General features: G+C 51.7%; 17 protein-coding genes. 2 read left to right on the top strand and 15 right to left on the bottom strand.

Features of this window, described 5'->3' with window-relative positions:
• Positions 1 to 70: 70 nt before the first annotated feature.
• The 14 genes from LOC67_RS12920 to LOC67_RS12855 all read right to left on the bottom strand — a co-directional run bounded on the left by LOC67_RS12920 (position 71) and on the right by LOC67_RS12855 (position 21989).
• On the bottom strand, positions 71 to 859 hold the full coding sequence (locus tag LOC67_RS12920; RefSeq protein ID WP_230263022.1) for a hypothetical protein: 789 nt from the start codon (positions 857 to 859) through the stop codon (positions 71 to 73).
• Between the two features lie 241 nt (positions 860 to 1100).
• Positions 1101 to 2015: a polysaccharide pyruvyl transferase family protein gene (locus LOC67_RS12915; RefSeq protein WP_230263021.1), complete on the bottom strand. Its 915-nt coding sequence runs from the start codon at positions 2013 to 2015 to the stop codon at positions 1101 to 1103.
• 295 nt (positions 2016 to 2310) lie between these two features.
• Entirely contained in the window at positions 2311 to 3204 is an 894-nt protein-coding gene (locus LOC67_RS12910; protein WP_230263020.1) for an ABC transporter permease, read from the bottom strand.
• Between the two features lie 234 nt (positions 3205 to 3438).
• Positions 3439 to 4104, bottom strand: coding sequence for an acyltransferase (locus tag LOC67_RS12905; RefSeq protein WP_230263019.1), 666 nt, complete (start codon positions 4102 to 4104; stop codon positions 3439 to 3441).
• A gap of 570 nt (positions 4105 to 4674) precedes the next feature.
• Positions 4675 to 5838, bottom strand: coding sequence for a glycosyltransferase (locus LOC67_RS12900; RefSeq protein WP_230263018.1), 1164 nt, complete (start codon positions 5836 to 5838; stop codon positions 4675 to 4677).
• A 422-nt stretch (positions 5839 to 6260) separates the two neighbouring features.
• A complete protein-coding gene (locus tag LOC67_RS27590; RefSeq protein WP_230263017.1) occupies positions 6261 to 7616 on the bottom strand; it encodes a glycosyltransferase in 1356 nt (451 codons plus the stop codon).
• Between the two features lie 112 nt (positions 7617 to 7728).
• Positions 7729 to 8643 (bottom strand): glucose-1-phosphate thymidylyltransferase RfbA, encoded by a 915-nt coding sequence (gene rfbA, locus LOC67_RS12890; RefSeq protein ID WP_230263016.1) that lies wholly within the window; start codon positions 8641 to 8643, stop codon positions 7729 to 7731.
• Between the two features lie 91 nt (positions 8644 to 8734).
• Entirely contained in the window at positions 8735 to 9778 is a 1044-nt protein-coding gene (rfbB, locus tag LOC67_RS12885; protein WP_230263015.1) for a dTDP-glucose 4,6-dehydratase, read from the bottom strand.
• 361 nt (positions 9779 to 10139) lie between these two features.
• Complete coding sequence (locus LOC67_RS12880) at positions 10140 to 11003, bottom strand: XrtA system polysaccharide deacetylase (RefSeq protein ID WP_230263014.1); 864 nt, start codon at positions 11001 to 11003, stop codon at positions 10140 to 10142.
• A 369-nt stretch (positions 11004 to 11372) separates the two neighbouring features.
• Entirely contained in the window at positions 11373 to 12239 is an 867-nt protein-coding gene (locus tag LOC67_RS12875; RefSeq protein ID WP_230263013.1) for a sugar transferase, read from the bottom strand.
• A 10-nt stretch (positions 12240 to 12249) separates the two neighbouring features.
• Positions 12250 to 12885 (bottom strand): exosortase-associated EpsI family protein, encoded by a 636-nt coding sequence (locus LOC67_RS12870; protein WP_230263012.1) that lies wholly within the window; start codon positions 12883 to 12885, stop codon positions 12250 to 12252.
• Positions 12886 to 12948: 63 nt separating this feature from the next.
• Complete coding sequence (locus LOC67_RS12865) at positions 12949 to 18123, bottom strand: tetratricopeptide repeat protein (protein ID WP_230263011.1); 5175 nt, start codon at positions 18121 to 18123, stop codon at positions 12949 to 12951.
• Positions 18124 to 18228: 105 nt separating this feature from the next.
• Positions 18229 to 20586 carry a polysaccharide biosynthesis tyrosine autokinase gene (locus tag LOC67_RS12860; protein WP_230263010.1) on the bottom strand — a complete coding sequence of 786 codons (2358 nt, stop codon included), beginning with the start codon at positions 20584 to 20586 and terminating at the stop codon, positions 18229 to 18231.
• 365 nt (positions 20587 to 20951) lie between these two features.
• On the bottom strand, positions 20952 to 21989 hold the full coding sequence (locus LOC67_RS12855) for an exosortase/archaeosortase family protein (RefSeq protein ID WP_230263009.1): 1038 nt from the start codon (positions 21987 to 21989) through the stop codon (positions 20952 to 20954).
• 487 nt (positions 21990 to 22476) lie between these two features.
• Between LOC67_RS12855 and LOC67_RS12850 the strand changes: the two genes are divergently transcribed.
• Positions 22477 to 23418 (top strand): hypothetical protein, encoded by a 942-nt coding sequence (locus LOC67_RS12850; protein ID WP_230263008.1) that lies wholly within the window; start codon positions 22477 to 22479, stop codon positions 23416 to 23418.
• 86 nt (positions 23419 to 23504) lie between these two features.
• Here LOC67_RS12850 and LOC67_RS12845 read toward each other — a convergent pair whose 3' ends face one another.
• Positions 23505 to 24320 (bottom strand): N-acyl amino acid synthase FeeM domain-containing protein, encoded by an 816-nt coding sequence (locus LOC67_RS12845; protein ID WP_230263007.1) that lies wholly within the window; start codon positions 24318 to 24320, stop codon positions 23505 to 23507.
• Positions 24321 to 24643: 323 nt separating this feature from the next.
• Here LOC67_RS12845 and LOC67_RS12840 point away from each other — a divergent pair, with 323 nt between their 5' ends.
• Complete coding sequence (locus tag LOC67_RS12840) at positions 24644 to 25567, top strand: patatin-like phospholipase family protein (RefSeq protein WP_230263006.1); 924 nt, start codon at positions 24644 to 24646, stop codon at positions 25565 to 25567.
• The last annotated feature ends 153 nt before the right edge of the window (positions 25568 to 25720 follow it).

Here is a 25720-nt window from a genome sequence, read left to right as displayed (position 1 = left end):
GACAACGACTGATAGGAAGCTGTAACCTACACGCTAAATCACAAGAACAACCATCAATGCTGAAACCCGGCTAAACATTCATCTCGGCGGGGACGAACGGGTACTCCACCTGCGAAAAATTGGACATTCGCCTACCGCTAAACTTTCTTCCCAGCGTAGCCCACAACACCTTCCGTTTCAGGCGCCCGATAGCACTGCGGCGATAATCTGCGCTGGAGTTATCCCCATGACCAACGACATAGCAAACAAGGGGATCGTAAATCCACTCACATTGCACGTTCAGCTCTTTCTCGAAAAACTGACCAATCTTAAGGTGCGAGTACCTACACCAAGGAATTGCATCCATCGTCTTGCCCTTCGAGAAAACCACTCGGCTCGACAACACGCAAGACGAACCACAAGCTTCATAGAAATTTCGCTTTGGACAAATTTTCCCCGAAGCACGATCGAGCATGTAGCCACTCTGCAAAATTGCACCGTACTTCAAATTGCGATCCAGGACATTCCCCACAAAATCATTCCGCAGAAGATCATCCGCATCGAGTGCAAACCAATGCGAGATCCCCTTTCCTTCGAGAAGCTTCACACCCTCAAAAATTTTGGTGTTTTTATCTTTTGTTATGGCTCGTTGCCGATCGCTTGGCTTCCATCCTGAATAATCAGGGACATCTAATCCCTGGACTGAATGGAAGATAATATTTGGATCGGCTTCTGCGACACACTCTGGATCTTCGTGGCCTACAACGGCACACCTGAAATCACGACAAGCCTGTCCGGCCACAGAGCGCAGAGTTGCAGCGAGAGATCCACAAACTCCTTCCCAATCCCGTGAAACCTTCCTCGACTTCAAGGGTATCACGATTCCTATCCTAGACGACATAACCCAGTCCTATCCTTTCTCGACGATGCCTTTGGAGTTACCAACAATCACAGAAGAATGGGCTAGAAATCACATTCGGCAATGATTGCAACGGCTTGCCTAGACTCTAAAACTAGGCTTTAGCCAAACAAAACACGCACAGGCAATTGATTAACGCATACTTTCATTACCATGCCAGATTTGCAACTTAGCGGTACCAGCAGCTACTGCGAAACTGAACTCACTCGCTTCGTGTCCTTAGCCAATTTACAATCGCTTCACGCAAATGCTCAGTTTTCGCCTCCCGCAATCGCTGATCGGAAAGCAAGAAATCGCTTGACTCGCTTATACGCCTTAAGAGCGAGGCAGTCTCTTTTATCTCCTCGCTACTGCTTTTCGTTCTCCGAGATTCAATCGGAGACCAGCCATCCTGAAATACCCCAATAAACTTTGCGAATCGTTTCAATTCAATTTTCGACCGCTTAGTGATCGACAACCCGCCTTCTCCCTTCCAAGTTGCGGGAATGAGCTGCAAATTGAAATCTAGATCGAGCGATTGGCCCCAATCGCTCCATTTAAAGCTATTTACTTGCCCATGAGCCTTGACGCCCAACCAAGGGATTCCATACGCATCAGCGAGAATCGCTCCGTGCATTGCTTCAGTTATGACTCGATCACATTTCCACAAGGCTTTCAAGAACTTTTCAACATGCCACCTAGGATCAATAAACTTTAATCCTGAATAGTCACAGACAGATTCCCAAGCCCCAATGTCAATGCTACGAAAATGGGGGATATAACCAATCTCTTCGCAAGACTCTCGATTGCCAGCAGGAAATTCGGAAACCATTAGATACGCGGGGTCTAACAGAGGTATGTTCGAGTCGACCTCCACTCCCGCCTTACTCAATGGGCCACGAAGTGCAACAAAATCCCACCGTCCTACGTCTAATCGGGGTGGCTGCCCTGCCAAACCAGCTCCCAAAACTGTGTACTCACGCGCCACGGGAATCCTGTTATTCAGAATCGAACCAATCCCGATTAAGAGATGATCGCCATCCGCATCCAACCTTCTATCAAGGACCCTGGGCCACAACCACGGATTTAGATCGTCACCAACGTTTCCTGACTTACTTTGGTAATAGTAGAGTTTCATAGTGAGTCCGCCTCTGACGCCACGATGATCTTCGGCCGAGCATTTGTCTGACAGTGGATGACAACAACCATTGGCGTAACGCCACATCAGCTCCAAGCCAAGCCCCAACCTGGCATCTCATCACGCAATTGCATAGCTACGACCAAAGCACGAATCGCGATAGATCTTTTGAATTCGCTCGACGAGAGATCCGTCGAGCCGGAAAGCTGAATATCTCAATTTCAAATTCTGAAAATGGAACACGAGCCAAGCTCTACTAGCAGACCGCCGCTACGCTTCACATGCCTCGATTTACTTACGCAACATCCGCGAAGATTTTCTCTTTGCTACGGAAGAACAACAATCCAGACAGCAGGAGAACCGAGCTACTTACCGTACCGACGGCAAGTAAATCCCATGGGATCGGCTGTGTCCCTAAAAGGCCCGCACGGAACGCTTCAATCACACCCGCCATTGGATTGATGGCGTAGAGCAAACGGTACTGATCCGGGATCAGCGAAACCGGGTATACCACCGGGCTGGCGTACATCCCCAACTGCACCAAAAAGCTCATCGCATGCTTGACGTCACGATACTGAACCGCAAGCGCCGTCAACCATACGCTGACACCACTCGCAGTGATAATCATCAATGCCGCTGCTAGCGGCAGCACTAAAATCTGAATCGGCGGGGCATGCTGATAAATCACCATCAGGATCCCCATCATCACCGCCGCTATGACAAAATCGACAAGCTTTGCACACACTGCCGACAGTGGCAGCAACAGCCGTGGAAAGTAGATCTTGCGAAGCATGTTCGCTTCACTCACCAAACTTGCCACCCCATCGGTAATCGCGTTGCTAAAGTAAGTCCAAGGCAATAACGCCGCTAGGCTAAACAACGCATAGGGGGCACCGTTGGAATCGATCTCTGCCAGCTTGCCGAAGATGACCGTGAACAGCACCATCGAAAAGAGTGGCTGAATGACTGCCCAACCAATGCCGATCGCCGATTGTGCATAGCGAACTTTGATCTGACGCCAAATCAAAAAGCGAAATAAGTCGCGGTAAGCAACTAACTCTTTCCAATCAAATAACTGCAAGCCTTTCCGCGGCTCGATAATCAGCTCGTAACCGCTAGACGCCGATGGCCCGTCGCTGAGGTTCGAGTCAGACGAGTCCAGGTTGGTTTGTGCTTCGATGGTTGACACGGTTTGAAATCAGTTGCGTTGGAATTGCTTTTTCAGCAGTGTTGCGATGATCGCCCAAATGCGAAATGGGGCGTTTCGTAGCTGATACGGTGACTACGGCGGGTGTGGGCGCCGCCCAGAGGCAGCGCGGCCGACAGGGAATCAGAAAAGGAGACCGAATCGATGGTGTTGTGAACCGCGAACTAACGTCCTGCGGCTGATGATGAATCTTGCAATTGAAGCGGCGATGGATGCTTATTGCGTGGTCTCAGCGCGGACTTCGTCCACCTGGGTGGCAGGTGGTGACATCACCGCAGCACGTTCGGGCAAGGTAGTCGCTTCTCCCCGTTTGCCAATCTCTCTTGCGGGGATACCGACAGAAATCGTCCGCGCCTGGGTCGGCTTGGTCACGATACTTCCGGCTCCGATGACACATTGCGAACTAACGTCGGCCAATACCAATGCCCCAGCCCCGATCCAACTGTCCCTCGCGATCGTGATCCGTCGAGGTTTGCCCGGTTGTTCACGGATTGGGACGGAAAGATCTTCTATTCCATGAGTGTGTGGACCGCTAGGGATTTGGACCGCTGGACCTAGAAGGACATCCTGCTCCAAATTGACCCACCCGAGCATGCAACGCGGACCGACATAGACATTCTTTTCGATTCGAGCGGACGCCTTGCTGAGTAACGCCCCAAAACAAATCGTCGCTGTCGGGTCGCAGTACTGAATCGTGCAACGATAGAAGCCAACACGGAGGTAGCTTCCGAGCGTTCCGGGGATCAGAGAGAGCAACTGCGAATGCGATTCGAGCGAACTGTCTCGGCCAGACACCTTTGATGCAATCGCGTGGGTTAGCAGCAGCGGCGAGACCGCGACGATCGCTAGTCCGCGGACGATTCGTTTTGCAAGTTCCTTCAATTTGAATTGGTTAGGGTAGGAGCCGGCTTGGGAGAGGTTGTCGATCGAAAATTTCGGCGTTTAGAGGGAAGTTGAAATTTTTTTGATCGAGCACTGCAGGTGGCTCCTGAGTTTCAAGCAACCGCGGCTAGCGCCGTTGCGGCTCAGGATGGTGCTGGTGAATCACCGTGGCTGAGGTCATGGGATTTGAGCCGTATTCGCGCTAGCGAGGGTTGATTCAATGAATGCCGATCACATAACCGCGGCTAGCGCCGTTGCGTCTCAGGTTGGTGTTGGTGCATCACCGGGGCTAAGGCCTTGGTGTTTGAGCCGTATTCGCGCTAGCGACGATTGAGTCAATAAATAGCGATCACTTAACCGCGGCTAACGCCGTTGCGGCTCAGGATGGTATTGGTGCAAAACCGTGGCTAAGGTCTTGGTTTTTGAGCCGTCTTCGCGCTAGCGACGGTTAATTCAATGAATAGCAATCACTTAACAGCGGCTAACGCCGTTGCGGCTCATAATCGTGTTGGCACATAGCTGCGGCTCAGGTCAAGGTTGCTGCAAAAGCGGGGATATCGTCTTCGAGGTTCAGGCGGTGCCCGCCAATGCCTTGAAATGTTCTAAGTACTGATCGATCGCGTCATTGAGATCAAACTTTTGCAAAACTTGCTTTCTTGCTGACCGCCCAAACTCCTGCGCCTTCGCAGGCTTGCGTAGTAACGCCAAAAGGCACTCAGCCAACTTCAGATCGTCGCCTCGCGGGGCCAGGTAACCGTCGACGCCGTGCCGCAAGTGTTCGGAGTTCCCGCCGACATCGGTTACCACGCTGGGACATTCACTCGCCATCGCTTCGAGCAACGTCAACGATGCCGCTTCACTCACACTGGTCAGTGTGAATACGTCGATCGCACGCAGCAGGTCGGGGACGTCATTTCGGATCCCCAGAAGAGAGATTCGAGATGCGAGTTGCGAATTCCCCGTTGATGACAGTTTGGTGATGAGGTTTTCGATGTTTGCTCGCTCTTCACCATCACCGACGAGCAATAATTCAGCTTCGGGAAGCTGCTCGTGGACTCGGGCCCAGGCTCGGATCAGTGTTGCGTGGTCTTTCACCTCGTGAAACCTGGCGATGCAAGCCGCATAGGGCCGATCTTGATCCAGTCCCAATCGATCACGTAGTGCTGCGCGTTCCGCTGCATCTCCACGCGGGACTAAGTCACTGACGTCGACACCGTTGTTCAGCGTGAATGCTTTCGGAAAGCCTTCAATCGTTTGTAGGGCCTTGGTGCTGAAGTCACAGCAGGCGGTGGTGATGTCCGCGTACCGCTGCAGCAGCGCCCGATTGGCGAGCCGCCGTTTCCACGAGACCACGTCGGGGTAATGTCGCCCGTGTTCGGTGAATATCACCTTGGCTTTCGCACCGTAGCGTATTCGCGCGATAGCTGAATAAAAGAACGGAGTGTACTGGTGCGCGTGCAACACTTGGATGCCACGCTGCTTTACTTCCGTCGCCAGTTTGCTCGCGACCGACAAGTCCATCCCCGGACGTCGCCCCAATACGATCACCGGCACACCGTTATCCCGAAGTCGGTATCCGATCTCGCCAACGTCATCGAGGCAAAACACCGTTGCGTCAATCCTTCCATCCAATCGATCGATGATCTGCTCGACCAAGACCTCGGCGCCAGCCACCTGCATCTTGTGCATGACGAAGCCGACGCGAATAGTGGATTGGTTTGGTGATTCAGACAAGGGATTTTGTGTTTTGAAAAGGCCGGCAGTGAGGTTTCAGTTAACCGCGGCTAGCGCCGTTGCGGCTCAAGGGTGATTGAATTGCGCCGCATTTGCGATAGCGACGGTTGGGCGCATAGATCTTAAGAAACCAGAGAACCGCGGCTAGCGCCGTTGCGGCTCAGGGGGATTGAACTGAGCCGCATTTGCGACAGCGACGGTTGCGTGCGTAGGTTTTGAGAAATCGGGGAACCGCGGCTAGCGCCGTTACGGCTCAGGGGTGATTGAACTGAGCCGCATTTGCGATAGCGACGGTTGGGTGCGTAGGTTTTGAGAAACCGGGAAACCGCGGCTAACGCCGTGCGGCTCAAGGGTACTGAACTGAGCCGTAATCGCGCTAGCGACGGTTGAAAACAATGATTCAACGCTGATGCAGCGGGGGCTCAAGGCAACTCACAACCAGCGACTAACGTCTTTAACTTTGCTAGTTTCGCCTGCCAGCTATAACGCTGCACGACAGCTTGCCTTGCGGCGCGACCGATCGAATCTCGGCGTTCTGAATCGCCCGCCAATTGAACGAGAGCCTCGATCCATTCATCTACCGTATTGGCAATGATGATTTCATGACCATCGACTGCATCAATACCTTCAGCCGACTGCGTTGTCGAAACCACGGGCAATCCGCACGCCATTGCCTCGAGTACTTTGTTTTGGATCCCACGAGCAAGCGTTAGCGGACTAATCGCAATGTTCGCGGCATGTGAGTAGGGTCGCACATCAGGCACCTCGCCAACAAGAACGACACCTTCAATCTCGGACAGTTGCTTAACGAGTGCACTGGGACGTCGACCAACAATGTTCAATGTGACATCAAGTCGCTGACGAAGCTTTGGGAGTATCTCTCGACAGAACCACCGCATCCCTTCGACGTTGGGTGGATAATCAAGCACCCCGGTGAAGACAAGTTGACAGGTTGTTGTCGAATATTGAACCGCTGGATTCGACTTCAATTCGGAGCATCGTTCCGAATTTGGATTCGATTTCTGTCTATCACTCGATGATGCGCTGTCATCATAAACAACACCCTGCTTTATCCACTTCGGATAGAAGTAGTCTGTATCGACTCCATTAGAAACACCTTCGATTGGCGTTGCAGTCTGTGCTCGTCCGCGGAACTCGCCAGCCTCACTCTCGCTTACCAGGACAACAGCATCAGCCTCATTGGCAAGCCTTTCTTCGAGCCGCTTCACACGCCGTGATTCCAATGCATAAATGGGCCGCTTCAGTAAAGTCGACTCTTGAGAGAGCTGCTCCCACTTCATGCTGTCGACATCTACGAGATCAATGACTTTTCGCACTCGGCTAAATGCTTCGTCATCCACATAGGGAAACATGCTACTGCAAAAGACGAAGACACTATCGTAGGGTTTCGACTGCTGCGAATCGACAACAAGCTTTTTCAGATTCCGATTGGAAAACAATCCTTCAGTTAGGCTTCTGCCGGCTACTGCCGACAATGCGGCGTTGCCCCAACGAGACCGCCCAACTGGCTCAGAAAAAATTTCGGAGCAATACAATCGCATGTGCTGCAATTGTTGCTCCGTCACGACTTCATCGTGAGGACAAGCCAACGTCACATCGAACGATTCAGAGAGGACGCGAATCTGATTGTACGATCGAATCCGGTCGCCACGATTGGGTGGATACGGAAAACGATGGCACAGGAATAACAACCTCGGCCGCAAGCCGTTCACCATCGACTCCGCGGTGTCGTCACCTGAGACAAGTTGCGTGGTCACGATTAAGCTTGTTTTTGCAAACGGTGTGGACGCATGGCAATCAAATGCCTTGACGTCCAAACGCAAACAGCAACGACTGGGCTACTACAAAGATCCATAAGATCCAACGAACTTAGGAACCGCTAACTAGTTCAACGAGATATTGACCGTAGTCATTATTCATTTGGCTTCCCAAACGCTTCAGCTCGTTCGCATCGATCCAATCGTTTCTCCAAGCAATTTCTTCTGGACAACCGATCTTGAGCCCCTGCCGCTTTTCAATTGCGGCGACAAAGTTACAAGCATCAAGAAGACTATCGCGAGTCCCAGTGTCGAGCCAAGCAAACCCTCGCCCGAATTGTTCGACAGCCAATTGTTCAAGTGAAAGGTAGTGTCGAATCAGATCGACAATTTCTATCTCGCCACGAGCCGACGGCGTTAACCGACGAGCAATCTCGCTCGCTCTACAGTCGAAAAAATATAGTCCAGTCACTGCAAACTTCGACTTAGGGTCCTTCGGTTTCTCTTCAAGACCAATCGCCTTTCCACAGTGATCAAACTCCACAACTCCATATCGCTGAGGGTTGCTCACCGGATATGCAAACACTGTCGCACCGGTCTGCTGGTCGCTAACACGCCGAAGCTGGGCAGAAAAACCGTGACCATAAAAAACGTTATCGCCAAGAATCAGTGCCGAGGGATGTCCATCAAGAAATGACTCTCCAATGAGAAAGGCTTCAGGGAGGCCATTCGGCTCGACTTGAACTTTGTACGATATCTCGATTCCCCATTTCGATCCGTCGCCAAGCAAACGCTCAAACGCATGCAAATCCTCGGATGTCGAGATTAGCAGCACTTCGCGAATTCCCGCTAGCATCAAGACCGAAAGCGGATAATAGACCATCGGCTTGTCATAGATCGGAATCAATTGCTTCGAAACACCCAGAGTGATCGGATGCAATCGAGTCCCCGCACCACCAGCCAGGATGATGCCTTTGCGCGTCGTCGAACCTTCTGTTGCCAAGTTGTTTCGCTGGCTCTCAGACATGTGATTCGCTGTTCAAGTATCTAGCCATCTGAGACAGCCAATGATTTACCAGCTAGTAATTCTCGGGGCGCCGACAAACGAGCCTCGCCAATTACCAATTGCCAAGCCGCTGCAGGCGATAATCGCCACTGAGCACTCTTTGGATCCAGGTATCGTTCTCGAGATACCACCGGACGGTTTCATGGATCGCATCTTCAAAAGTATGCTCGGGATTCCAGCCGAGCTCATTTTGGATCTTTGTCGAATCGATCGCATACCGACGATCATGGCCAGGACGATCTTTGACGAATGTGATTAACGATTCGCAGTCGTGTGGCAAACTCGGATCAAGCTGATTGACGACTTTGCAGATCGTTCTAACAACATCGATGTTTGTCTTTTCACAATTACCACCGATGTTGTACGTCTCTCCGGATACCCCTGACTGCAAAACAATCCGGAGCGCTGCACAGTGGTCACTCACGTAAAGCCAGTCACGCACGTTCAAGCCATCACCATAAACGGGGAGCGTTTTGCCCTGCACCGCTGATAGCACCATTAAAGGAATTAGCTTTTCCGGGAACTGAAAAGGACCATAGTTGTTGCTGCAGTTCGTGATGATGGTCGGCAACCCGTATGTGTGATGCCATGCGCGAACTAGATGGTCGGCACCAGCCTTCGATGCAGCGTAAGGTGAACTAGGCTGATAGCGACTTGACTCACTAAACAGGCCTTCTTCTCCCAGGGATCCATAAACTTCATCCGTTGAAACGTGAAGCAAACGAAATTGTGTCTTTCGATTTCCACTAAGTGACTGCCAATATCGGAGCGATTCACTTAATAATGCAAACGTCCCATTGATATTGGTGGTTACAAACGCTGCCGGTCCATCGATTGAACGATCGACGTGAGACTCGGCTGCAAAGTGAATCACACCGTCTGGTTGATGAGTCTCAAGAATCTGCCTCAGAAGTTCGCAATCGTTTACATCTCCGCGTACAAACGTGTGCTGACCATTCGGCGACGGAATCGAATCCAAATTGCCGGCGTAGGTAAGCGCATCGAGCGTGACAATCTCAGCGAAGCCAAGAGCGAGCGTCTCCCTGACAAAGCAGCTGCCAATGAATCCCGCACCACCGGTGACTAATAGTTTCATCGCACTAATCTTGGCCGAGCTTCAAAACCGCAAAATTTTCAAAATCCGCACGATCCTCGTGTCCACTACAGCAGTCCGATACGACGCAGATTGAAATGCGTTCCAGCCAGACAAAATGAGACGGTCGGTGCTCTGCGCGGACTTCGTCCCCTTGGGTGACGCCATTTCTGAATGACGCCAACCACGAGCAGCTATTGGTAGCCACCATCCATGGACAAGTCTGATCCCTACAAGCTTCCGGAACTTGCGACAGAGAAGGGCGAGCCCTCAGGAACGCGACCAATCTTCGGTGCATTCAGAATTGAGGCAACGCATTGACAACAATTTCGAGACTAATTTACAGCCGAACTGTCAAAAGGTTTCACACTGTAGCGGTTGCAGTCTCTGACGACGCAATCGCGTCACTCATCGTCGTGAATGAAAAGTGCTCCAAGAGCTTTTCCAGCTTGTGCTCAGTCTTTTTCAGACCAACGTAGTGACGAAATCTGGTCGTTCTATTCAACCCACTCATCCTCGGCTGATCAGGATCAATTTCCCATGGGTGGATATAGAACATCGCAGGATGCCCTTTTCGTGCGATTGATCGTATCGCAGCCGATGTCAGATTCAGCGTAAACAACCGAAAATATCCGCCCCCAATCGGCAGCGTCGCTTTGCCAAACTGCCCTGGTGCAGGCGGAAATTCGCGGATAGGCCCTGATTCCGTTTCGATGACGTGGATTTCTTTGCTGGCTCGCGCAACGCCATACCGATTGTGTCCACGCATTGGAAACACACTGCTGTCATCGGTGAATCCATGCTCCACAAGGATCTGGAGGGCCCACCAACTTCTGTCAGTGATCGAGAAACTCGGGGCGCGATAGGCGGTAGGCCGAATGCAGCAAGCACTTGCAATTGCATCAATGCTATCCTGCAAATCTTTCGCAAACTCCTCAGGCGTCTGCTGATAGATCAGACGATGCCAATAGCCATGAGATGCGATTTCATGCCCAGCTTCCGCGATTCGCCGCACCAACGAAGGAAAGCGATTTGCCACCCAACCTAGAATGTAGAAAGTCCCGCGCACTTCGTGCCGATCCAGCATCGACAAGATCCGCTCCGTACTTTTGACGACACGACCACCGAGCTGCTCCCAATCCGAACGCTGGACACGGTGTTCCATCGCGGACACTTGATAATAGTCTTCAACGTCAACCGTAAACGCGTGCTTAATCACAGACTTCATTTTGGGCAGGTTTTGTCTTTCGAAACTTCAAACAATTTCGTTCGATGACTCCAAGCCAGTGAAGGCAATCACCTACTTGACCGTCACTTGTCCAACGAAACGGACATCGTCAAGCCAGCTGGCATTCTGGGTGGAAGCATCTAAATTGCAATGGCTGTGGCGAAATTGCAACAGAGCCTTCACACCTCCTTCAGAGACTCCCCAAAAAACGCTGACGGTCTCAGAGGTTCCACGGTGTGTACCGCGAACACCTGAATGCCTTAGCAACGACAGCTGCAAATGATTTCTACCTCGAAGGCTCACCCTGCCCCAGGGATCGTTCGATTCGAAATCCTCGACGCACTATCCATTCAATGACCGCCGCCGGTACTACCGAGGACTACGAGGTGGTTCAACTTTCGCAGGCGTCTGGATCGCAAATAAGCGACAATCGTCACCTGGTCGCTCGATAACGTTGTCTCTAACCAATGTTAGTCTGCACAAACCAAGCATTCGCATCGCAACGCCACCACGAATCCCGACAACGCGAAGCATGGTTGCCAGCAACATTCGAGCATCGAGGGTAAAGTCCGCGTTTTCGATGTAGTTCATATCTAAGAACTGTTTTCGTCGAACATCGCCGACCGTTTGGTCCGGCTCCAAGTTGATCTGCGCAAGCCCGGTTACGCCGGGACGAACAGCATTGCGGCTGTAGTAGTCGTCGATAATCACCGCCAGCTTTTCGCAGATTTCTGGACGCTCTGGTCGGGGACCGGTAAGCGACATGTCGCCCCGCACGACGTTCCACAATTGCGGCAACTCATCCAAGTGACTCTTTCGCAAAAACGCTCCTAGAGGAGTGATTCGTGAATCATTCTTGGTGCACCAGACTGGCTTTCCATTGGACTCCGCGTCAACGTACATCGAACGAAGCTTGTAAACGTCAAACACTTCGCCGTGCAGCCCAAGTCGCTTCTGCTTGTAGATGCCCGGACCCTTGGAGGTTACGCGAACAAGCAAAATCAATGCGGCAATGACAGGGCCGGTCGCAACGAACATCGCTAGCGCCAAAAACCGTTCTGCCGCGTACTTGCGTCTGAAGTACCTCGCACGAGCGACAGCAAGTTTCCGTGATGCCTTCACGGGCTGCTCATCTCTTAACGCAGTGATCGAATCACCACGTGCGACAGTCGACACAGTTGAATCTTCTTCGCTTTTGAACTGATCATCGTCGTGAGGCGGGACGTAATCTAACACGACAAATCCTTTATTGAGTAAGTTTCTCTAGGTGGGGCAAAAACGCTTTAAGAAACGCTTCACTGGGCATGACTGCTGCGTCAGTAAAATCGCCAGCAATCTGGATCTTGTACAGATCGTCGGTCATCCAAAACCGAGGATTATCAGCGGCTTCAAAATCATCACCGCTCGACCATCCATAAATCACATTCAAGGAGGGAACATTCTCACCGTTTTGTATAAAATCAACTGACCAAAACCGATGGCTACCACTGTCGGTATTGAAAGACCGAACCGATCGCGGGGCAGCCGGCTTCGTTCCTTGCGAGGTATAGCAAACATCCGGAGTATGAACCGCGATTGGACCTCGCGGCCCGAACGTGAGCGCCATCTTGATCGTTGCGCCAGTGGTCACATTTTTGTAGTCACGCACACTTGCGCCATAACACCTCAGCAAACTCTGGGCCGTTTCTCCCAACTCACCTTCGTGCACCATTCTCCATTCGCCAAATTCGGTCGGTATCTGCGAAAGCAATTCGACCTGCGTGGCTCGTGAATCCCGTCCAACCCAGCGACCATCGAGATAGCCATGAACAATCCCTGTAAGGAGTGTTGTCGCGATTAACACGGAGGCGATCGGAAGACGTGACTTGAACGTGGGTGGCATTGAACTGAAGAATTGTGATCAGAATGATTTAAACTTAAAGCGGCAGGCTTCAAATCTGGATAGTCAGCTGGCTGAAACGTACTCGACCCTCTCGGTATAACGCTCATAATCTGCGTTTGTGCTCAGACCTTGCCCGACATTTCCGTTGTTCGTACCGAATTGCTCATGCAGCTTCCGCATGTCCTCCCTCTCGGACTGTGTCAATGCTTTAACATCAATCGCCGCAAAGTCGATTTCTTTCCAGATTCGCTTCGCATCATCCAAGCTCCCTTGCGCAACTAAAGCCTGAACCAAATGGAACTTGTATCGTGGCTCATCAGATAGTTCGATAGCTTGCTTGAACGTCTCAATTGCATCAACAACCCGACCGCTTCGCAGGAGCACCGTACCTTTCGTATCTAGCAGTTCAGGTTTTTCACCCGAGATCTTGATCGCCTGATTGATCGGCTGCAGCCCTTCAATTTCACGCCCTGGTGTCTCAGCAAAAATCATCGCCAAGTTATTAAGTGCACGAAGGCGGAGCGGATCCCTGCTCAGAACTTTCATATACAGTGCGATAGCCCGCTCCGATTTCCTTTTCTGCATCGCCCAAGTTCCAATCGACTCGAGAACCGCTGCATCATTGGGAAAGCGATTTTCAGCATCTTCAATAATCGACTCATATCGCCCAGAAACGTTCACTGGATCAAGGGCCAGCAGGGCTTCGAGCAATAACACCGCTTTGATTGCGGTAGCAGACTTTTCGTATTCATTGGCTGCAATCTCCGCCGCCTTTTTATGTTGTTGAGCCAGTGACAACGCAACGATGTAATTGCCAAAGGTCGCCTCATCGTTCTCATAGGCCTTTCGAAACCACTGCAGGCCCTCACGCACGAAGCCCGCCCTCATCAAGGCTTCCCCTGCAACAACCTCGACCTGCTCTGCTTGCCCAGCGTACCCTTCAGCCCAATCGTCAACGACCGATGGCAAACTGTCAGCACTATCACTCGACTGCGCTATCAACATCTCTAATCTGAGGACTTCGTAGACAGCCTCTGGGTCGCGCTTCAGCGTATCGATAATCCCCTTTGCTTTCTCCAAATCTTCAGAGACTCCAGTCCCGATCAAAAAGATTGCAAGGTTCCTTTGGTCAGTCAGGCCGGCGTCAGATCGATCTGCCAAACGTTGAAGAATCTGCTTGGCTTCGGCAGCCATCTTTTCCAAATCCAACTGTTCTCGGTGCTCAGCCTTCAACTGTTCGACATTTCTTATCATGTCAACCAATAACGCAGCTTGCATTCGCGATGCTTCAATTCCAATCGCAGTAGAAGTTCCCGCCAGAAGACGCAACTGCCGGATTGCCTCCAGACGCTGAAAGAAATCCCCCTTCGACATCAACAACATCGCATAGACCAAGCGATTCTGATTCGTTGAACTCGTTCGGTCGTTCAGCAATCGAGCAATTTCATCCCAATCAACATTGTTGCCACTGGAAACGATTGTTGTTGCCAGCTGTGTCCGGACGACGGGGTTGTCAGGATCTGCGGCCAGAGCCTGCCGCCATACCTTGACCGATTCGTCATGGTTTCCGTTCGCACGAAGCATTTCCGCAAGCAGACGCTGCACATTCGCATCTTTGTCCAGTTCGTTTGCCTTTCGAAGACGGTCGATCGCCTCGCCCTTACGGCCTAACGCGATAAAAACTTGAGCCTCAAGATAAAAACGATCCTTGGCAGGCAATTCCAATTTTTCGACACGAACAAGCTCCAACTCTAGTTGCTCCACATCGTCCAATTTGATCGCAAGAGCTACTCGGGAAGATTCAACAGCAAACCTTTGCCGGTCGTCCGAAGCAACATCTTCCGCCTTCTGAATCGCAGTCTTTGCCCTGTCTAGCAATTCAGCCGGGTTCAAATCGCCGGCCGCCTCGTTCCCTGACACTGCCTGCTCGCGGACGGCTAGGACAAATTTTGCGAAAGTTAGCCAAGCGTAAGCATCCTCTGGATTCTCATTTGCAATTTGCTCAGATGACTCTAAAGCTCGAGCGAATTGATTTTCGTGGATGGCCTTTTGATTGGATACTTCATCATATGGATCAACATCAGCCTGCATCGCTTGGCTCGCAAGCTGAATCTCCTGCTCAGCCTCGGAAAACCGCTCTTGAATCATCAAAGCACGCCATAGCATTTGACGCGTCTTCATGCGTCGATCGCCTGAAGCAATCCCCGCTCTTAATAGGTCGACTGCCAAGCCATAGTTCTGCTCTGCGAATGCAACCCAACCCTTCATCGCGACAGCTTCACCCAATCTGGGCCTGATGGATAGCAGTCGAGCGATTTGCGCGCGTGCCTTCGCAAGTGAGGGATCTTCGGATTGAAGCTGTTGCTTCCGATCGAGCAAGCCTTCAATCCGCTGCTGAACATCAATCAGCAATGAGTAAACTGCCTGACTGGACTCAGCCCCGCCCTGGCGATAGTTTTCCTTCGTATGCAACCGATCCAAAAATGACAAAGCGTCTTTCACGCGTCCCTCAAGATTCGCAATCCGGTAGAGCGAATAAAGGTTGGCAGGTGTTTGCTCACCATCTGGAATGCGAAGCAATATCCGCTCCGCCAATTGCGAATCTCCAGCACGAAGGGCGAAATCTGCAGCGACTGGCGCTAAAACCGCTGCTGTCGTCGGAGCGTTATCTATCCTTTCCAACAACACTTCGGCTGCTTCTTTGTGCGCATCTGATTGACTGAGAACGCGTGCACGGAGCAATACCTTCTCGTTGTCGGTCATCTTCTCATCAGCTAGCAGACTCTCGACAACTTTGTTGGCCCGCTCCAGTTCACCAGCAGCGGCAAGACGTTCTGCGGCGAACGCCTGAAGAGGCAAATTGTCCGGATTCTTCTCTGCAAGTTTTGTAATGCTGTCTGCCAATTCGACGGATTCGAGATACGCATCGATCGAGATGTCATCGGGAGGCAGCTGAGCCTCTAACACCTGCAACTGAACCTTCTCGTTAGCTAAGTCTTCTGAAAATTGCTTTTCATATTGATCAAGATACCTACCCAGCTCATTAATCTGCGATCGCAGAGCGGGCCAGTTCCGTTGATTGGGAAGAATTCTCGTTTGGTACCTGAAGTCAGCCTCGACTGCGGCAAGACGAATGCTTGGCACCGCGGAAAGGCGAGCGCGTTGAAATTGCTGAGTTGCCAACAATTGATTACCGGCTTTTTGCCAAGCGTTACCGCTTTGCTGCACCAACGACTGGGCCAGTGTTAAATTCAGATGGAAGTAATCCGAAGCTTCAGAATAAAGCGTACCGACCAAATCCCACGCATTTTGACGTTGATAGGCCAATGCCAACAACTGAATACCGGCGAAACGTAAATCATCGCTTAGCCTAATTTCCCGATCTAAAAGCGATCCTGCGAGCACCTGTCGGCCATCGACAGCTTCCCCTCGAAGCAAAGCAATCAACTTCATATCGGTTTGATGGCTTAGCGATTGAGCAGAAATGAACATGGCCTTTGCGATCCGCAATCTCCACTCGGCGCTTCGAATTGCTAACCCCGTCTCGACGCGTCCTACAGCCCCCAACTGATCACTGCTTTGACGCCGCAACTGCTGCTCAGTGGAATCGATCGCCTTGGCAAACTCATCGATTGCCTTCTTCGCCGAATTGGAAATCGCATCTAAATCACTTTCAACAGCATCTCGCTTAGCAATCTCACTTTGACGCAGATACATTTTCGCAAGCCCTGACGCCACGTTTCCAGAAAGGTCCAAATCGCCCTTCCCGAGAATCTCCATCCCTTCACGCCAGAGCTCAACTGCTCGATCACCATCATTTGTCAGAAGCTCAAGTTGGCCTGAATTTGTGTAAAGCTCTTTAACGTAAGAGCGCGGAACCGGAATAGACGACAGTTCCAATGATCGAAGCTGCTCAAGCCAAGTCTTCGCAGCTGTTACCTGGTCCATATTGGTCGCAGAACCGCTTGCAGAAGAGACCGAATTCGCCACGCTGCCTGCTGCTCGAAGGATACAATAGTAATCCATCAGCGTGGCTTCCATTTCTGGATCTAGCTTGAAAGGTGGATCTGTGAATAGCTGATCCCCATCACCTAGAACCGCGTTCGCACCCAACTTTTCGATCCACTGCGATGCCACAGCCGCGGCGTCTATCAAGATCTGGTGTCCAGTCTGGCTATCGCCGATATTTAAGTGGTAATTGGCCAGCAACAGCTTCGCATGCGAACCGTTGGCGAGGCCAAGCGTTTGCACCACTCCCTCAACAAATTCGTAGTACGATGTGTCGGTACGCTTAATAGCCTCGAGCGTATTCCTGAAGACACCAACATCCTCATTGGCCAACACAACACCAAACGCATCTGGTGATGTCCCAAGCAGTTGAAAAAGCCAATCAACGCTTTCCAACGCATCCGGATTCAGCTCAATTGCGCGCTGTACAATGTAGCCTGGCTGCTGCTGCGATAGCCATCGATAGTACCCTTGACTGATTTCGACAGCTTTCTCTGGATCGATCGGGCGATATCGGTCAGAAAGCACAATTTCAGCTACGGCCTCTGCCATCCACATGTGTGCTTGCGGATCGTCCTTATCTGCATCTAGCAGCACGACCTGGTCACGAGCATCCGTCAAAAAGTAGCCCTTAAGCTGCAATAGCCGGTTGATATACCTTTCGCGAATGTCCCGTACCAACTTGCTTGTATCTGAGCTGCCCTTTGGCTCATCCCCAAGACTCGAAAGTGCTAAAGCCAAACGCTTGCGGGCAAGTTCGATACGCTTATTGGCCTGGCTTCGTGTTGCTTGATCAGCGGCCGAGTCTGCAGCAATCGCCGATCGCACCAAAACGTCTAAGTTGTTTGGATGCAGAAGCAAGTAGTTTTGCAACCATCGAACTTCATCGGTGAATCGCTTCTCCGCTGCAGCCTCATCGGCTCGATTGATAAAAGTCGACGCGACCCGCTTTGAATTGAAGAAGTATGAGGCAAAAACAAGAATCGTCAGAGCCAGCAAAAAACCAACTCCCCAACCTAGCTTTCGATAGTCAACGACCCATTTGTAGCGACGCTCATTCAACTTTTCAGCGTGTGAGACGGAGATGGTTTCTGGGCCATCTGGAACAGGATTGCCGACGGCATCCGCCTGCAAATCATCCGTTTCTTGCTCACCATCGATGGAAGCATCCTCTGAATCGAACTCATCGTTGGCAACGTCGTCACCATTGTGAGTTCGCTCATTGTCCATCGTTGAACGGTAGCTTGGCATGTTGCTAGTAGAAAAAAGATCTCGGCTGTGACACCTCCACATCGGTCAAAGTAGAGGCAACAAAAAGGCACTATCGCGAGCGAACTATTCTTGCGGACTGCCGGCAGGCAACAATTCTGTGAAATCGCTATACCGATAATCCCCATAGCGATACGCGTATTGACGATGCGTTACGCCACTGAAGATAGTCCCAACCACGTTTGCGCCTGAAGCTTCCAAGCGGTGAGTCGTTCGGACGACGCTTTCCATTCGCGTCAAATCTCGCATGACACAAACCAATGTTGAATCAACACTCGAAGCAACTGCCAATGTTTCGCCAGCCGATAGAACAGGAGCGGTATCGACGATTACATATTCGTATTTATCGAGGGCCTTATCGAGCAACTCTCGCATCGCACTGGTAGACAGCAGTCGGTGTGGACTGGCCTTTAATTTCCCGGCGGGCAGGACATGGACGAGATCTCCCAATTCTTTGTTGATCGCGTCGTCAAACGAAACCACTTCGCGAAGAACTTCATTAAGGCCTGGAGACAATGGCAACCCGAAAACATCATGCTGGTCAGGACAACGCATATCAGCATCAATGATAAGTACAGTCTTTCCACAGGCCTTCGCCAGCGAAATGGCCAACTGCGAGGTTGCTGTACTTTTTCCTTCACCAGACATCGAACTGACAATCGCAAACGACCTTGCATCTCGCGTGTCTTTCGAAAGCGCTAAGTTAGCCCGCAAACTATCGACACTCTCTTCGAATACACGACGACCTTTGGAATTGCGTCCAACGTTGGCACTCGGTGCACGTGCGAGTTCTCCAATTACGGGAGCCAACACCATGCTGCGTTCTAGATCCTGACTATCGGTGATCCGTTTCACCCGGAATTCCCAGAGCAAACCGATAAGAAATGGAACGAAAAAACCTGCCCCTCCAGCCAACACCATCTTCTTGAACGGCATATCTTCAACTGGCCGGCTTGGCGCTGTCGCTTCGGAAACACTCACCACGGAGCTTCCTCGCTGACTTTCCAACTGAATCGAAGTTAAGCGGTCACTGACTTTCTGCAAAATAGCCATCGACTGTTCAAGGTCAGCTTTTGCAAAATCCAAAGCCACACTATTACTATTTTGCTGGCGAAGTCGATCAGCTTCAGCATCATATTTCTTCTGTAAAACAGAGAGCTTCTGCTCGATCTCATAGCGATGCTGCTTGATATCCTCCGATTCTTGCTCGGTCATCAAATCAGCACGATTTTCGAGCTCTTTCTGCTTAATTTTTGCGAGTGTCTCGAACTCCTCCTGTTGGCGAGCAATCTCGGCTTCCCGATCCTTCAGTTGCTGCTGATATTCTTCATCCAACTCAGCTTCAAGAATCTTTACAGCGACGAGCGATGCTTTTTCCTTGGCCAGATCAAGCTTTTCCTTCCAGTTGTCTCGCTCAGCTTTCTGCTCGGCGAAATACTGCTGCGATGTACGCCAAGCCCCGCTCGTTTCCATATCGAAAGCCACCTTTCGGTACCGCTCATAGCGTTCCGCAGCGAACTTCACATCCTCATCACGCTCGATCAATAGCTGAAGACGCCCTTCATCAATTTTCCCTTTCCGAACCGTGATATGTGGCGGCACGAACCGAGCGTATGACGCGTGATCGATCGAATCACCAGATGACGGGTTTCGAATTACAACGCCGGCATCGATCATCGCCAATTCGATCTCCAATTCAGAGATCTGCGAACGCAGCTCTTCGATCAACGAAAACGACTCGGCCGACTCAATAACAGCCACACCGTCGCTCGGAGAATAACCTGCAGTCTCAATTGCGTACTTCTCAACAGATTTTTTCTGTTCATCTACGCGACGCTTGAGCTCATCGATCTGCCGGCTTAGATACTGCGATAGACGTGACACTCGGAGGTTGTCGTATTCGTCACGTTTTTGAAGATATGCCGCGACCACTGCATTACAAACTTGTGCCGCGAACTCCTTGTTTGAATCGGTGTAGCTTACAGCCATCTTTGACTTGCCTCCCAACCCCCTTACCTTCAAGCGTTTTTGCAACGCCAATTCTCGGGTTTCAGGATCTGAAAGCGCAAACTTATGCAGGGCCTCGTTCGCCATCACGCTTGTTAAAACGATCTGGTTCGTGATCATCGGGCCTTCCGTCCGAGCGAGGTCGTCTGGCGTTGGCATCACACCCCGATCAACCAACCAGTCTTTGTTCGCTTCCAACTGGTAAACAGCTTCAAATTGGGGCTCAAAGGTATTGAGCACCGCAAAAGCCGCGATGGCGGCTAGCACCAATCCGGCCGGAACAGCCCAGTGCCAGCACCGCCGGAACGTGACCCAAATCAACCATGGATCAAAACTTGAGCTATCAGCACCTGAACTTACTGCAGGACCTGGCTGGTAGTACGCTGCTTGACTCTGTCGCGGATGTTGTTGATGCATTCTTTCTAATCTGCGAAACGCCGGGGAATCGACCCTTAAAAATTGGGCCGATGGTGTCGGGGGACGAGCTAACTATTCCGATTCATGTGACAGTTCAAAGTTCCATCTCGATCGCGTGAACATGCATCTACACATGCTTGAGTCGATCGGATAGCAACCATTTGCCACACTTCCAAACGAATCAATTGGTGACCAATACACTGGAAACCACCGATTTCGTTCTACTTTCATTGGAGTCACGAGTGGAGTTGAAGTCTCACAAGTTGCGTTCAACTGCCTACGCGTACTCCTTCTTTTGGCCCCGCACAGATTTAAGGCCATGATACCCATCCTGTAGCGGGATTCCACAACCAGCTTTTCAATTTTCATGAATGCCGGAGCGAGCCCCGTAAGGTATCCCTTGCGGTCATCACTGGCACCTTTTTGTAAACTTGGCGCCAGTACGCCGAAATCGCACCGAGTGCCCCAAATGACAGCAAAATCATCAGGTAACCAGAAATATCGTGGATCGCATGTCGAGCAGAAGGCGAATCGACCCATTGGTAAAACAGTCCGATCAACACAATTCTCACAGCATTGACGAGCAATGCGAGCGGTAGTGCGGTAACCACCAACACCACGCGGTCTGACCAGTGCCGATCATTGAGCACCGCCCAAAAATAGGCACACGCTGCCATACCAACGAAAATCCGCAATCCGCTACAAGCCTCTTCGACAAATAGCTTTTCCTCTCCGATCCATACCACATGCCCTTCAGATACTGCGGGCAGCCCTAGGGCCCTTAAGAAAAACGTGCTGAACTCGGTGGCAACGCCCTGCAACTGCCAACTCAAGCCGCTTTCCATTTGATAAGGCAGTGGGATCGCGAAGAACAGAAAGACGATGGCAGGCAGTGCCCAAAGCATCGCCCGAAATCCCATTAGGCACCAGACCGCGCCTGCGATTGCGGGAATAATTGAGTATGCGTCGAAAAAGTCAACGTATGCCAATCGACCGATGATACGCATTGCCAGGGCAACGATGAGCAAACTAAATCCGGACCAAGCAACTTTACCAGTCGCTCCTGGGAACAGCTCCGCCCGCTGGTAACACATGTAAATTGCGAGAGGCAGCACGAACCAGCCGTGTCCATAGTCAGGCTCATTTTGCCAGTTCTCCACAACCCAACTGAACGTGGGCCAGTAGGAATAGGCTAGAACAAGACATGCGGCGGCCAAAGTCGCCCATACCCCTACCGGCCAACTGGTAGGACCAGCTACTTGATAGAGTGTCTCTTGCTTCCTTGGAGGAGGACGCAACGACGTCGATCGACCGCTGGCGAGCGTTCGATTCTGCTCAGCCACTGTTGGCCGTTCTCGACGTCGCTTGCCAGCGGAGGCTGCAACTTTCTTTCGCTTAGACATCTAAAATTCGCTGTATCCCGGGGCGGGGAGACGGGGTGTCCGCTTAGTCCAATCAGCAATGTTTTTGCTGAACAAATCACTGCACATGGCTTGCCGTAAGAAGCTTGCCAAAAGGACATTGCCATACCTGACGCAAAGCCGTCAGGCCTAGCTTAGTAGCCCTCGATTTCGGGGGCTCAGATCGACTCTGAGGATATGCAAGCACCGTCCCAAGTCAAGTGAACACTAAAAATGCCGCGGCAAGCCCAGCCTGCTTAGGCCATACAGCCGGAACCCGCACCACAGAAGGGATCCAATCACCCTCACAGCGACCTTAGCGCGTTATAGCAAATCAGCTAAGATCGGATTTACGAGAACACCGCGTTCGCAATGCACACAAATCGGTACAACAAGCTACTCTTTGTAGCGGCTTCCGACACGAAAAGCCGCCCTCCTCTTCGTCAGACTCTCTTCAACTCGTTTCACAGTTGGATTTAACCGATTCCCAATGTTGCTCTGGCCTTCGAACCGTTGGGGATTCAGCTGCGGACCCGAAGCAACAGATTTCCAAGAACTTGACCAGCCTTTCGCGCTGATCGGCTCTCATCCGCGGTGCCACGTCCGTCTAGACTACAAGCGTTTGCCGGAGGTCGTGTACTTCGTTGCAATCGTTGGCGACAGAATTCAAGTTTGGCCGTTATGCGCAGTTGCCTATCCGACCTGGGGAAATCTGAAGCCAGGCCGCCAAATATTGATTGGAAAAATCCGAGTCAACCTGTCTGCACAATCCGGTGATCATCCATGGGACCATGCCACGCCACCGCCTCCCGGCGACGCGGTCAATGACGTTAGCGAGCTGCCCCAGCCAGAACCGGAAAATCCTCGTGGCACCCTGATTTTGGATTGGGGAGGAGAATCACAAACGAGGCGACTAAGCCGTTCAGTCACAATCCTTGGTGACTCTCACCCAAGCCTGATGCGATTGCACGGCGTTGGTCTTCACGATTGCGAACTTGCCATCATCACGACAGGTGAGAAAATTTGGGCAATTCAATTGAACCCCAGAACGCTTGCCGAGAATACTCCGCTAGTCCGGGAACTGATCCCAGGAGGAGAATCTATCTGGGTTGGTGACCTTCATATCTGGGCGAATGAGAAAGGACACATGTCATCACGGAGGTTTGGTAAATCGGCACCACCACCGCCGCCTCAAGATGATGGGCCGCCTCCTCAGAGTGTCGCATTGATCAACCAATCAAAGCCAAACCTGGACCACTTGGCGGGCGCTCATACAGACCGGCTTATTTCCGTGACCAGCAAACGAGCTTCTCGTGAGCAATTGTTCCGCTGGGCTATCTCCGCCAGCCTATTAGCCTTAGCGATGGTTGTCTTCGCATTTATCACGGTCCGAGGCGTCCTACCGATTGTGCAAGCCGTCTACGCTGAATAGAAAGACGCAGAAAACGACACGAACTGGCCCTGACGTAAGATCAAGACGTCATCACAAGCACATCGCCGATCGAGGCTGACGTCGAACTATCGAGCTAATAGCGTTTGACCAACGACGGCATCAACTTTAACGCTCGGATGATCGACTAATTTTGAAAAATAGCTGCGTGTCTCATCCGTCCAAGGTCGTGCCGATGTGTCTCCACGTTGGCTGAGTGAACCGAAGAATCGTTCATAGAGCTCCGAGCCGCGATGGTCATCGAAGACGAGCGCCAACATGACGGCCGGATTCCCATTGGCATAGGGACACGCAACTTCGCAACCAATCTGTTCGAACGGAAGAATTCGTGAATAGAGGCGTGCATGCTTGGGGTGAGTCGCTGCGACCAAACCGTCAAATCCACGTGCCATGGCCACCTGCGCGAGCAACCGCCCCATACCGGCGAAAGTCTCAATAAACCGAACCGGTGATTCACGACGATCAGCCAGACTGCCAATCTCGGCCATCCGCAGACCACGTCGACGAATGATCCGCACGTTGTCACGATAGATTGATTCCAACGGAAGCCCTAGTTCCCCATCACCAATAAGCGAGACCGTTGAGACCACCGTGTTTTCAAGCTTTGTAATGAAGACTTCCGTTGAGCCGAGGAGATGGAATGGCGTCAAGCGTATCCCGTACTCTTTCGCTTGGACCAATCCTGCACGTAAGTATGACTGGTAGATCAATGCAAACGCTTGGCGAAGATCATCTTTCGAGTTTGCGATTTCGTAACGCAACCCCGGTGCAGCTTTCTTTTGCTCCTTGCGATTGTTCGCATCGGGCAGCAGCGGACAGGCCGTCGCACTGGCGGATGGAACGACCTGGCGCGAGGACGTCGAGCTAGTTATCGTCGGACGCATGATAGCGAATTTGGAGATTAGAGTTCCGTGCGCGTGCGGAGACGAGCGCGTACTGAAAAGGTCATCCCCCCGGACGATCAACGTTGCAAACCTAGGTTCCGCTTTTCCCGTCGGCGCAATGGAGTCCTAGATCGCATGACTGTTGCCCTTCTGTTTTAATTTCCGCGATGGTTGATAGCGGTTGCACAAGTATTGCCCACCTCAATGGGGTGATGGTCGATGTCCAAAGTTTATTGAGCGATGGCAGGCTAACCCTCACCATCGGCCTGCATCCGTAACCTATGGTTTGTCATTGTTGACATCAGATTGACCAGGGGGGTTTTGTGAATCTGACACACTGGCATGGCCGACTGATGCTTCGCCGTCCGCGAAGCGAATGGGCAGACGCAACCGTAATGCTTGGCGGCGGTGGCGCTAGAGGCCTTGCGCACCTTGGTGCGGTACGCGCGATCGGCCACTCCGGAACTGGAATCGGACGATTGGTAGGTGTCAGCATGGGCGCATTAATGGCCGCACTAATTGCCGCTGAACGTGATGTTGAGCGTGCGGAAACTATCGCTCGAGAATTCCTGGTTTCGGACCGCTACCGAACACTTCAAAAGACAGTCCTTGATGCTGCAGTAGGCACGCACGGCAAAGACGAAACCAACGACCGTTGGCTACGGCGTTGGCGAAGCGTCTTCTGGGTTCAAAAAGCAATCGCACGAGCAGCAAGAACAGAATCGCTGTTGCCCAGCACACTTCTGGAAATCATCACCGAAGAACTACTTCCAGACATCAATATCGAAGACCTCCGGCTGCCACTTCACTTGATCGCAGTGGACTTGAAAACTGGCGAAAGGATTTCAATGAGCGAAGGTCCGCTTCGGCAAGCAGTACGCGCGTCGATGTCGATACCCGGTGTTTTTCCCGCAGTGGAAATCGAAGGCAGACGCCTCAGTGACGTTGGAGTCTACGACGCTGTTCCTTGCGATATGGCGATCGAACTGATGCAAAACCAAGGCGAACTGTTTGTTGTTGACGTCAGCCCCACTGAATCCGCAAACGCAGGTTGCAAAACCGCAATTCAATCGATCATGCGATTCCAGGAACTCGCTGAGTCTCGGATCCGAGAACAACAACTACGACTCGCCGACTTGGTCATACGTCCCCAAGTCGGTTCAGTCGCATGGTTCGACTTCACCAATCCTGATCCCCTGATTCAAGCGGGATATGACGCGGCGGTGAGTGTTTTGCAATCGTCGTAGCCACTCTCTGTCTCGTGTTGTCCCCTTTCATTTGCCTGGCACGTCAATTCCTAAGTCGACTGGGGCGAACAGCATCCGATGACCCCGCACAACCTCCCCCGTGGCAGATTGCCACACCCCGCCTCAGACGGCCCGCACTGGTGTTGATCAAAC

Origin of the sequence: Stieleria sp. JC731, from assembly GCF_020966635.1 — a bacterium.
Taxonomy (GTDB): Bacteria; Planctomycetota; Planctomycetia; order Pirellulales; family Pirellulaceae; genus Stieleria.
Note: the sequence above shows the minus strand (reverse complement) of the source record. Positions and strands in the feature narration are given on the sequence as shown.

Coding starts and splice junctions, on each gene's coding strand:
- LOC67_RS12845 (WP_230263007.1), bottom strand. CDS start 24,320: ATGCGTCCGACGATAACTAGCTCGACGTCCTCGCGCCAGGTCGTTCCA.
- rfbA (WP_230263016.1), bottom strand. CDS start 8,643: ATGTCTGAGAGCCAGCGAAACAACTTGGCAACAGAAGGTTCGACGACG.
- LOC67_RS12850 (WP_230263008.1), top strand. CDS start 22,477: ATGTTGCTCTGGCCTTCGAACCGTTGGGGATTCAGCTGCGGACCCGAA.
- LOC67_RS12880 (WP_230263014.1), bottom strand. CDS start 11,003: ATGAAGTCTGTGATTAAGCACGCGTTTACGGTTGACGTTGAAGACTAT.
- LOC67_RS12860 (WP_230263010.1), bottom strand. CDS start 20,586: ATGCATCAACAACATCCGCGACAGAGTCAAGCAGCGTACTACCAGCCA.
- LOC67_RS12870 (WP_230263012.1), bottom strand. CDS start 12,885: ATGCCACCCACGTTCAAGTCACGTCTTCCGATCGCCTCCGTGTTAATC.
- rfbB (WP_230263015.1), bottom strand. CDS start 9,778: ATGAAACTATTAGTCACCGGTGGTGCGGGATTCATTGGCAGCTGCTTT.
- LOC67_RS12865 (WP_230263011.1), bottom strand. CDS start 18,123: ATGGACAATGAGCGAACTCACAATGGTGACGACGTTGCCAACGATGAG.
- LOC67_RS12855 (WP_230263009.1), bottom strand. CDS start 21,989: ATGTCTAAGCGAAAGAAAGTTGCAGCCTCCGCTGGCAAGCGACGTCGA.
- LOC67_RS12915 (WP_230263021.1), bottom strand. CDS start 2,015: ATGAAACTCTACTATTACCAAAGTAAGTCAGGAAACGTTGGTGACGAT.